Origin of the sequence: Hymenobacter elongatus (assembly GCF_004745955.1) — a bacterium.
In the GTDB taxonomy this organism is placed as follows: Bacteria; Bacteroidota; Bacteroidia; order Cytophagales; family Hymenobacteraceae; genus Hymenobacter; species Hymenobacter elongatus.
Window position 1 is genome coordinate 1 of record NZ_SRLD01000071.1, and the last position, 10,152, is coordinate 10,152.

Genomic DNA, 10,152 nt, shown 5'->3' on the forward strand with positions numbered 1-10,152 from the left:
ACTTGCATGTATTAGGCCTGCCGCTAGCGTTCATCCTGAGCCAGGATCAAACTCTCCATTGTATAAAATCCTACACTCATGCGAACATGAGCTGATGTCGAGTGCTGATCCGACTCGTATTAACGAGTAAGTCTCGTTCGTTGTCGCTTGTCTTCCTCCCCACTCCCGAAGAAGTAGAAAGGCTTACCTGTTTGTCATTTCCAACTATTCAAAGAACGTGTGCCCCACTCATTTAGTGGAACCGTGTGCCGGATAAATCCGGCTGCTTTTACTATTAATTCCCTTGCCTCATTCGGTTTGGGAGTGCAAAGGTAAGAGCTTGCTTTCATTCTGCAACCAAAAGCGAAAATTTATTTTTTTAGCTTTCGATTTGCTCTTACTTTCTGTTTCCCCTTCCTCTCGAAGCGGGCTGCAAAGGTAACAACCTCCATCGCCACTTTCCAAACAACTGCGGAACTTTTATTTTTCTCCGTGTTCTTTCTGGCTGGCCTTTCCTCTTCCTTCCGAAGTGGGCTGCAAAGGTAACACCGTTTGTTCGGCTTTTCCAACTCCCAACTCCGCTTTTTTTTAGCAACCCCATGTTCCGGTTACGCCCTGAATCCGTCCGATTTGGGAGTGCAAAAGTGCAGGCTTCCACGCAGATTTCCAAACTTGGCTGTGTTCTTTTTCGTTAAAAGCCGCTCGGCATTATAGCTAGCTGCCGCTAGTGAACTGGCGAATAACCCGTTGTAGCTCAAAGCTGCTTCACGAAAAGGAAACAAAACTTTCTTCATTCTATAACCGGGCTCTGAGAATGGCTTATAAAGTAAGAGCGCGGCAGAGAAGTTTTCTCTGCCGCGCTCTTACTTTATGGGTTCAATGGGTGGCTTTACCCCATATGCAGTGTGCTGACACGGTCAGGGCCGACACTAACGATGCTAATCGGAACCTCCAATTGTGTTTCCAAGAAGCGGACATAGTCTTTTAATTCCTTTGGCAAATTTCCTGCAGAATCAATTTGCTGCAGATTTACTTTCCAACCGGGCATGCTCGTGTAGACTGGCTCCATTGTTTGCAAGTCACTGAGGTCAGGAAGTTGATTGGTTTCCTCCCCTTCCGGGCTGCGGTAATGAGTGCAGACACGAATTTCGTCGAATTCATCTAGCACATCGGCTTTCATAAGATGAATTTCGGTGACGCCGTTTAGCATGATGCTGTAGCGCAAAGCCGGAAGATCAATCCAGCCGCAACGGCGGGGACGACCGGTGGTAGCACCAAACTCGCGGCCAGCGGTGCGTATTTGCTCGCCTACTGCATCGTGAAGCTCGGTAGGGAAAGGGCCACTACCTACACGGGTACAGTAGGCTTTGCTGATTCCGTATACCTTATCGATGTGGCGCGGGGCGATGCCAAGGCCGGTGCAGGCCCCGGCAACAATGGTACTGGAGGACGTTACGAACGGATAAGTGCCGAAATCGACATCTAATAGGGAGCCCTGGGCGCCTTCGGCCAAAATCTTCTTGCCCTGGCGAAGCAGATCATTTAGCAGGTACTCGGTATCGGCGAGCTGTAGGGTGCGCAGAAAGTCGATGGCGGAGAAGAAGTCGGCTTCGGCTTGCTCGATGTCGAGCTGCTGATTGTGGAAGTTAGCGAGCGTGGCGTGGCGGGCTACCGCTTCATTATAGCGCTCCTGAAAATCGGCAGCGAGAATATCACCGACACGCAGGCCAGTGCGGCCGATCTTATCCTGGTAGGTGGGGCCGATACCTTTTAGAGTAGAGCCGATTTTGCCGCCGCCACGGGCTTCTTCCAGAATCCGGTCGAGGGCGCGGTGGGAAGGCAGAATAAGTTGAGCCTTTTTGGAGATGTGGAGGTTTTTGGCCCAGTCTACTCCCCTGTCGGTGAGTTTCTGGAGCTCGACGCGGAAGACAACCGGGTCGAGTACAACCCCATTGCCAACGACGTTGATAATATGAGGATGAAAAATACCGGACGGCACTTGGTGCAAAACGTGCTTTGTACCGTCGAAAGTGAGCGTGTGTCCCGCATTGGGGCCGCCTTGGAAGCGCGCCACTACATCATAGGTAGGAGCAAGTACATCAACTATTTTTCCTTTTCCTTCGTCGCCCCACTGTAGGCCTACAAGTACATCAACGGGCATTAGTTAGTAGATTTAAGGGCTTCGGCCGCAGCCAATTCGTTTTCGGCAATGGTGAATATGGCGTTGAGCTTGGTCAGAGCCAGCATCTTGCGGGGGTGGTCGGCGGGGTTGATCAGCACTAACTCACCACCACGGCTGCGAAACTTGGTGAGGAGTGAGACCAAAACACCAATACCAGTGCTGTTGATGTAACGTACGCCGGACAGGTCGACAGCGCAGAGCATCACGGATTCGCCCAGATGGTCGTCGACGGATTGGAGGAGTTGTTGGGTATCAGGGCTGCCGATCAGGTCGCCGGAAAGGCGAACGTGTAGGATGCCGTTGCTTACAGTAGATTCAGTTTTCATTCGCTGGCTGCGCGGGCGGCGGCTTTGGCGCGACAATCGCCGCAGACGCCGTAAAGGTTTAAAGAGTGATGCAAGATATGGAAATTCAAAAGGTCGCCGACCATCGTCTGGATGCCATGGATGCGTGGGTCGCAGAACTCGACTACTTTATGACACTCGGTGCAGATGACGTGGTCGTGCTGACGATACCCATACGACTTCTCATACTGAGCCAGATTACGACCAAACTGGTGCTTGCTTACTAAACCATGCTCTACTAATAGATCCAGCGTATTGTAAACCGTGGCACGGCTTACCTGCAGCCCCTGCTGTTTCATGCCCGCGTAGAGTTCTTCTACATCGAAGTGCCCCGTGCGAGAGTATATTTCCTCCAGGATGGCATAACGCTCGGAAGTCTTGCGTAGGCCTTTATTTTCGAGGTAGGCAGTAAAGATCTTCTTTACCTCTTCAAACTTCTCTTTGTCTAGCATTATGTGACCTTATATATAAGGAGTATCAAAGGTAAGGAAAGTCGTGCCTTTATGAGGTTTTCAACTCCAAAACGAGCGCATGGTTTCCTTATCAAACGCTTTAGCTGGCCAGCTAAAGAATAACGCCTCGCTTTTTGTACCGTCTAAGACTTTTTAAACTTTCTAGGACTTAGGAAGCGAAGCGTTCGACAAGCAACACGCCATTTACTTTGGAAAGCCGCTGAATCATCTTGTTGAGGTGGTCGGTATCGTTGACGAACACCATGATCTGTCCTTCGAAGAAACCATCATTAGAATCGATAGTAATGGAGCGCATATTCACTTTCAGGCTATTGGAAATAATACGCGTAACGTCGTTGACCAAGCCCACCCGGTCGGAGCCTTTGATGCGGATGCCAGCCAGGAAAGCCAGCTCCAACTGATCCGTCCACTTGGCACGCACGATACGGTTGCCGTAGTTCGACATCATCTCCACGGCTTTCGGGCAGGAAGTGCGATGAATTACAATGCCCTTATCGGTTTCGAAACCGAACACGTCATCGCCGGGAATAGGATTGCAGCAGGGCGCAATGGTATAGTCGAACTTCTGCGTTTGCTGGCCGATAACGAGCATGTCGGCTCGTACTCCTCTGATTTTTTGCACTTCTTGGTCGAAAGCCTTCGGCTCCAAGATAGAAGGGCTTCGCGGCGACTCTTGGGTAGGGTCAAAAAGACTTTCCTTTATCTCGCGCCCATCGATCTGCCCGACGGCAATACGGTAGAAGAAATCCTGGGGGCTATGCAGGTTAAAATGTGCCAGCAGTCGATTTAGGGTTTCCTGGTTGCTGGGCACTCCCAGCAGCTCCAGCCGTTTCTCGATAATGAAACGGCCGTCTTCAGCCTTGACTCGTTTATCGTCGCGAATAAAATCCTTGATTTTGCTGCGGGCCTTGGAGGTAATCACATACTGCAGCCATTCCTCGGTGGGGCGCTGTTTCTGGGAAGTCAGAATTTCGACCTGGTCGCCGTTGCGGAGCTGATAGCTCAGCGGCTCCAGTTTCTGGTTGACCTTTGCGCCGAGGCACTGCAGGCCGATATGGGTATGAATTTCGAAGGCAAAATCCAGCGCCGTGGCCTTATCGGGCAGAATAACCAGCTTGCCTTTGGGCGTAAAAGCATACACCTCTTTGACGAACAGGTTCTGCCGGAACTCATCCATGAACTCCAGAGCGCTGGAGTTATTGGTTTCGAGCATTTCCCGCACTTTGGCAATCCAGGCTTCGAGCGTCGATTCGGGCTGCACGGAACCGGTATCCTTGTATTTCCAGTGCGCTGCGTAGCCTTTCTCAGCAATGTCATCCATCCGGCGGCTACGAATCTGGACCTCCACCCACTGGCCAGTGCGCGACATGACGGTGGTGTGCAAGCTTTCGTAGCCGTTGGCTTTGGGCGTGCTCACCCAGTCGCGCAGCCGGTCGGGGTTGGGCTGATAGAAGTCCGTGACGATGGAATATACCTGCCAGCAAGCCGCTTTTTCTTGCTCCTGCGGCACATCCAGAATGACGCGAATGGCAAACAGGTCGTATACTTCATCAAACGTCACATTCTGCTTGCGCATTTTGCGCAGAATGGAATAGATGCTCTTCGGCCGGCCTTTTATCTCGAAACCAAAGCCCTGGGCCCTCAATTCCTCATCAATCGGGGTCACGAACTCCTTAATAAAGCGGTTGCGGGCTCCGCGACTCTGCCGGACTTTGTTCGTTAGTTCGTTGAAAACGTCCGTGTCGGTGTACTTCAGATACAAATCCTCCAGTTCGCTCTTAATGGCATAGAGGCCCAGCCGGTGGGCCAGGGGAGCGTAGAGGTAAATGGTTTCGGAGGCAATCTTGAGTTGCTTGTGGCGCGGCATCGAGTCGAGCGTACGCATGTTGTGCAGCCGGTCGGCAATCTTGATCAGGATAACACGTACGTCTTCCGAGAGCGTGAGCAGCATCTTGCGGAAGTTCTCAGCCTGCTCGGAGGTGCCGTATTCGAAAACGCCCGAGATTTTGGTCAGGCCGTCCACGATTTGGGCCACGCGGGGGCCGAATTCGCGCTCCACATCCGAAATTTCCCAGGGCGTGTCCTCTACCACGTCGTGCAGCAGAGCGGCCACGATGCTGGTAGTGCCAAGCCCGATTTCCTCTACCGCAATCTGGGCTACGGCCAGCGGGTGCAAAATATAGGGCTCCCCGGATTTGCGGCGCATCTCCTTATGGGCCTCCAAGGAAGTGTTGAACGCCTTTTTGATCAGCTTGGCGTCGTTGCCGGAAAGGTAGGGCTTGGCAGTACGCAGCAAGCGCCGGTATTGCCGTAGAATCTCGTTGCGTTCTACTTCGGGGTCAATCAGAGTGGCCATGTATGCGGGGTGAAGCCAAAAAGCCTCGTATATACTATGCTTTACGAAAGTACGCAGGGTCGGGCGGGATTTTCGCCAGGGCGCTATTTATAACAGCATGGAACCGGAAATCCTTACAGAACTCGGTAGTGCCTCCTGTGGCTGTTCGACGATGCTTTTTCCTCTTCTCCTACGCCTCTGCTCTACTTTCTGCACGGATTTCTGCCGTTGGTTTGAATTTTCAGGATGCTTGTGTAGCTTTGCGCCCCCAAGGCAGTAGGCCGGGAACCGCGGATGTGGCGAAATTGGTAGACGTGCCAGACTTAGGATCTGGTGCCGCAAGGCGTGTGGGTTCGAGTCCCTCCATCCGCACATAATAATTTTTCAACGAGTACCTGAGCCCTCAACCCAACCGTTGGGGGTTTCTTTTTCGCCCGCTTTCGATTCGTTTACTTTAACCGACGACCCCGCTTTGAATATCACCTTCGACAAAAACGACGACCAGCTTAGTGCCATCCTGACAGTACACCTGACGGAAGCTGACTACTCGCCCGCCGTGGACGAGAAGCTGAAGGAATACAGCAAAAAGGCGCAAATCAAAGGCTTTCGTCCCGGCAAAGTGCCCGTAGGCCTGGTGCGCAAGATGTACGGCAAAGGCATCCTGGGCGAAGAAATCAACGGCTTGCTTGGCAAGGCTGTAGATGGCTACATCAAGGAAAATAACATCAAAATCCTGGGTGAGCCCCTGCCCCTACCCAGCGAAGTAAATTTCGATACGCAGAAGGAGTTCGACTTTAAGTTTGAGTTGGGCCTGCTGCCCGATTTCGAGCTGCCAGCCGACCAGACCATCAGTATTGACCGCCACCAAGTGGCCGTTGACGACAGTACGCTGGAAGAAACGTACGACCAGATTGGCCGTCAGTTTGGCGAAAGCACTAACCCCGACGTTTCGGAAGCGACGGACTACCTCTATGGTAAGCTGAAGAAAGGCGATGACGCGACGACGGAGCGCACCGTATTGCTGCCTATTAATAAGGTAAAAAACGGCGCTGAGAAATTCGTGGGCGTGAAGCCCGGCGACGCCGTTACCTTCGACCTGGCCGATGCTTTCGCCGGCAACGCTTCGGATATCGCCAACTTCTCGGGTCATTCGAAGGAAGAGGCGGCTACTATCAGCGGCGAGTATACGTTGAGCGTAGAAAAAATCAACCGTACCGCGAAACCGGAGCACGATCAGGAGCTGTTCGACAAGGTGTTTGGCAAAGACATCGTGACCTCGAAAGAGGAGTTCGACGAGAAAGTACGCGCCACGGTACAGGAAAACTACGACCGCGAAGCCGAAAACCTGCTGAACCGTCAGATCATCGACAAGATGGTGGACGCTACGACGGTGCAGATTCCGACCGAGTTTTTCAAGAAGTGGCTGGTGCGGGCTAATGCCGGCAAACTGACCGCCGAGCAGGTAGAAGAGCACTACGCCGACTATGAGCGGGAGCTGAAATGGTCGATGATCCGCAACAAAGTAGTTGAGGAGCAGGGCCTGAAGGTGGAAAACGACGAAATCGTCGACCGCACCATGCAGAAGATTATGGGCCAGTTCAACCTGCCCGAAATCAGCGAGGAGCTGCAGGAGTCGGTACGTGGCTTTGCCGACAACTACCTGCGGCAGGAGAACGGCAAGAACTACGTGAACGAGTATGAGGCCATTCTGGCAGAGAAAGTCATCGAAAACCTGCGCGGCAAAGTTGTTGTTAATGACAACCCGATTTCGGCCGAGGACTTCCGGACTCAGGGTGCCAGCTAAGCCTTAGCTACGCCTTGGTTTTGTAACCAACAAAAAAGCCCTTACTTGCCAGTCAGGGCTTTTTTGTTGCCCGGCGGGTTCTGTCTCTAATCTTCTCTACCCTACTTTTTTCCCATGCTGAATAAACAAGAGTTCCGCAAATTTGCCGTGAAAGGCCAGGGCCTTAGCGGTCTGGGCGTGGACCAGTATCTGAATCATGTTGAAGGCCAGGTACGCTCAGGGATGATGCTGCCCACGGGCATGACCCGCTCGGTGATTGAGGAGCGCCCCACGCGTTTCGCTGAAATTGACGTTTTCTCCCGCCTCATCATGGACCGTATCGTGTTCCTGGGCACGGCCGTGGATGACTATATCGCCAACATCATTACGGCTCAGCTACTCTTCCTGGAGTCGGCTGATGCCAAGAAGGACATTCTGCTCTACATCAACTCACCCGGCGGCTCGGTGTATGCTGGCCTCGGCATTTACGACACGATGCAGTATGTTGGTCCTGATGTAGCCACGATCTGCACTGGTCTGGCGGCTTCGATGGGTGCCGTGCTACTGGCAGGTGGTGCCAAGGATAAGCGTTCGGCGTTGCCCCACGCCCGCGTCATGATTCACCAGCCGTCGGGTGGTGCGCAAGGTCAGTCGTCGGATATCGAAATCACGGCCCGGGAGATTCTGAAGCTGAAGAAGGAGCTGTACGACATTCTGGCGCAGCACACGGGCAAAACCTACCAGGAGATTCACGACAACTCCGACCGTGACTACTGGATGCGCGCCGACGAAGCCAAAGAGTACGGCCTGATCGACGAAGTGCTGGAGAAAAAGGTAGCGTAAGCTGTCTTACGCTACCTTTTTCTCCAGCACTTCCTGTCAGGCATAAGCGAGATATCCCGCGTGCTGACGTTGCAGACATAATCTGATTGCCATTGCACGCGAGATGTCGCACTTCGCTCGACAGGACGTTCTGAATCGTTTTTGACAACCCTTTAGAAGCCCGCTTTCGGTTACCAACCCGGAAGCGGGCTTTTGATTCTTTTAAGCAGAGACGCCGTCGTTGGCAACTTTTTTTGCCACGCCCGGCGTTTGCGTTTTCGTACCTTTGAAGGGGCTTGGGCAAAACCAGGCCTTCTTCCTATTCTGAGAGTCCTAGCAATGGCAGATATAACGTGTTCCTTCTGCGGTAAGAACAAGAAAGATGTCTCGGTCATGATTTCCGGCATCAATGCGCACATCTGTGAGCGGTGCGTGGGTCAGGCCCAGCAAATACTGAATGAGGAGAACAAAATCCGCTCGAACTCCAAGACGCCCAAATTCAACCTGATTAAGCCTCGGGAGATGAAGGACTATCTGGACCAGTACGTGGTAGGACAGGACGAAGCCAAAAAGGTGATGTCGGTGGCGGTGTACAACCACTACAAGCGCCTGATGCAGCCCAAAACGGCCGGCAAGGATGAGGTGACGATTGAGAAGTCGAACATTATCATGGTGGGCGAAACCGGCACGGGCAAAACATTCCTGGCCAAAATGCTGGCCAACATCCTACAGGTGCCCTTCTGTATTGCCGACGCTACCGTGCTGACCGAAGCCGGCTACGTGGGAGAAGATGTGGAAAGCATTCTGACGCGTCTGCTCCAGGCCGCTGACTACAACGTGGAAGCCGCCGAGCGTGGCATCGTTTACATTGATGAAGTAGATAAGATAGCCCGTAAGAGCGACAACCCCAGCATCACGCGCGACGTGAGTGGCGAGGGCGTGCAGCAGGCTATGCTGAAGCTGCTGGAAGGCACTACGGTGAATGTGCCGCCCCACGGAGGCCGCAAGCACCCCGAGCAGAAGATGATTACGGTGAACACCGAGAACATCCTCTTCATCTGCGGTGGCGCGTTTGTCGGTATCGACCGGATCATCAAGAGCCGCTTGAATACCAAGCCCATGGGCTTTGCCAAAACCCAGCTGGACGAGAAAGTTGATACCAACAACTTCCTGCGCTACATCACGGCTGTCGACCTGAAGGCTTTTGGCCTGATTCCGGAGCTGATTGGCCGCCTGCCGGTGCTCACCCACCTCAACCCGCTGGACCACGCCACGCTGCGCAAGATTCTGACGGAGCCCAAAAACTCGATTGTGAAGCAGTACAACCGTCTCTTTGAGATGGAGAACATCGAGCTAACCTTCACGGAAGAAGCCCTGGAGTACATCGTGGTGAAAGCCGACGAGTATCGACTCGGGGCCCGGGGCCTGCGCTCCATCTGTGAAAGTATCATGACCGACGCCATGTTTGACATGCCCTCGGATGCCGATGCCAAAGAGCTGATTATTGATCTGGATTATGCCCAGAGCAAGTTCGAGAAGTCGCCGCTGAAGCAGCTGCGGGCAGCGTAGAGAATATCAGTCATTAAATAAGAAGAGCTGTGGTGGAAAATTAATTTTCTACCACAGCTCTTCTTATTTATAAGGCACTTCGTTGTAAGATATTTTTGTTAAAACAATGATCTATTTGAACAAAAAAATATATTAAACATATGCACTCGATTTTAAAAACACTTCTTAGCGCTTATCAAAAAGGCTTTATCAAAGCATGTTTAATACTTTCCATTGTAGCAGTTATAGCTTGGCTCTTTTTGCACGACCTTGGGAAGCAGCCTTTACAGTTTTGGGATGAGTCACGCTTAGCTATCAATGCAATTAATATACTTGCTCGCCACGACTGGTTGGTAATGTATTATGGCAGGACCCTGATACACTAAATACGAAGCCCCCTCTAATGCCTATTTTACAGGCAATATGTTATACTATTGGGGGCGTCTCTACTTGGTCGCACAGGCTACCAGCTGCTTTTGCCTCCTTTCTCACTTCGGTTCTATTACTCGTTTTCTCTTGGAAAATTCTACACAAGCCTTGGGTGGGAATAAGTGCTGCCATATAGCAGATTCGTGAACCATGTATCCTTATCGTTTGCCGGCTTGTGTGTGATAGCCGCAGTGGTCAAACCAGTTCCGGGCGTCCCGGCTGGTAATGCAGTCGATAGCCTGAGAGAGGGCCTGTTT

At 52.3% G+C, this 10,152-nt stretch carries 7 protein-coding genes, 1 tRNA gene and 1 rRNA gene; 4 read left to right on the plus strand and 5 right to left on the minus strand.

From position 1 onward, the window contains the following. The 5 genes from E5J99_RS20295 to E5J99_RS20315 form a co-directional block, all read right to left on the minus strand. A 16S ribosomal RNA gene (locus E5J99_RS20295) occupies nucleotides 1–62 on the minus strand; the annotation flags it as partial. An 806-nt stretch (nucleotides 63–868) separates the two neighbouring features. After that, nucleotides 869–2,140 carry an adenylosuccinate synthase gene (locus tag E5J99_RS20300; protein ID WP_135499639.1) on the minus strand — a complete coding sequence of 424 codons (1,272 nt, stop codon included), beginning with the start codon at nucleotides 2,138–2,140 and terminating at the stop codon, nucleotides 869–871. After that, nucleotides 2,140–2,487: an STAS domain-containing protein gene (locus E5J99_RS20305; RefSeq protein WP_135499640.1), complete on the minus strand. Its 348-nt coding sequence runs from the start codon at nucleotides 2,485–2,487 to the stop codon at nucleotides 2,140–2,142. The genes E5J99_RS20300 and E5J99_RS20305 overlap by 1 nt, the downstream gene beginning before the upstream one ends. Next, the gene (locus E5J99_RS20310) at nucleotides 2,484–2,957 is read right to left on the minus strand and encodes a Fur family transcriptional regulator (protein ID WP_394345958.1); all 474 of its coding nucleotides are present in this window, start codon (nucleotides 2,955–2,957) and stop codon (nucleotides 2,484–2,486) included. Before E5J99_RS20310 ends, E5J99_RS20305 begins: the two co-directional genes overlap by 4 nt. 169 nt (nucleotides 2,958–3,126) lie before the next feature. Further along, complete coding sequence (locus E5J99_RS20315; RefSeq protein ID WP_135499642.1) at nucleotides 3,127–5,334, minus strand: RelA/SpoT family protein; 2,208 nt, start codon at nucleotides 5,332–5,334, stop codon at nucleotides 3,127–3,129. Nucleotides 5,335–5,603: 269 nt separating this feature from the next. Here E5J99_RS20315 and E5J99_RS20320 point away from each other — a divergent pair. From E5J99_RS20320 to clpX, 4 genes are all read left to right on the plus strand, one after another. Further along, nucleotides 5,604–5,685, plus strand: a tRNA-Leu gene (locus tag E5J99_RS20320). A gap of 43 nt (nucleotides 5,686–5,728) precedes the next feature. After that, entirely contained in the window at nucleotides 5,729–7,117 is a 1,389-nt protein-coding gene (tig, locus tag E5J99_RS20325) for a trigger factor (RefSeq protein ID WP_245319148.1), read from the plus strand. Nucleotides 7,118–7,231: 114 nt separating this feature from the next. After that, complete coding sequence (locus tag E5J99_RS20330; protein WP_135499643.1) at nucleotides 7,232–7,939, plus strand: ClpP family protease; 708 nt, start codon at nucleotides 7,232–7,234, stop codon at nucleotides 7,937–7,939. A 318-nt stretch (nucleotides 7,940–8,257) separates the two neighbouring features. Beyond that, complete coding sequence (gene clpX / locus E5J99_RS20335; RefSeq protein WP_135499644.1) at nucleotides 8,258–9,487, plus strand: ATP-dependent Clp protease ATP-binding subunit ClpX; 1,230 nt, start codon at nucleotides 8,258–8,260, stop codon at nucleotides 9,485–9,487. The last annotated feature ends 665 nt before the right edge of the window (nucleotides 9,488–10,152 follow it).

Coding starts and splice junctions, on each gene's coding strand:
- E5J99_RS20300 (WP_135499639.1), bottom strand. CDS start 2,140: ATGCCCGTTGATGTACTTGTAGGCCTACAGTGGGGCGACGAAGGAAAA.
- E5J99_RS20305 (WP_135499640.1), bottom strand. CDS start 2,487: ATGAAAACTGAATCTACTGTAAGCAACGGCATCCTACACGTTCGCCTT.
- E5J99_RS20310 (WP_394345958.1), bottom strand. CDS start 2,957: ATGCTAGACAAAGAGAAGTTTGAAGAGGTAAAGAAGATCTTTACTGCC.
- E5J99_RS20315 (WP_135499642.1), bottom strand. CDS start 5,334: ATGGCCACTCTGATTGACCCCGAAGTAGAACGCAACGAGATTCTACGG.
- E5J99_RS20330 (WP_135499643.1), top strand. CDS start 7,232: ATGCTGAATAAACAAGAGTTCCGCAAATTTGCCGTGAAAGGCCAGGGC.
- clpX (WP_135499644.1), top strand. CDS start 8,258: ATGGCAGATATAACGTGTTCCTTCTGCGGTAAGAACAAGAAAGATGTC.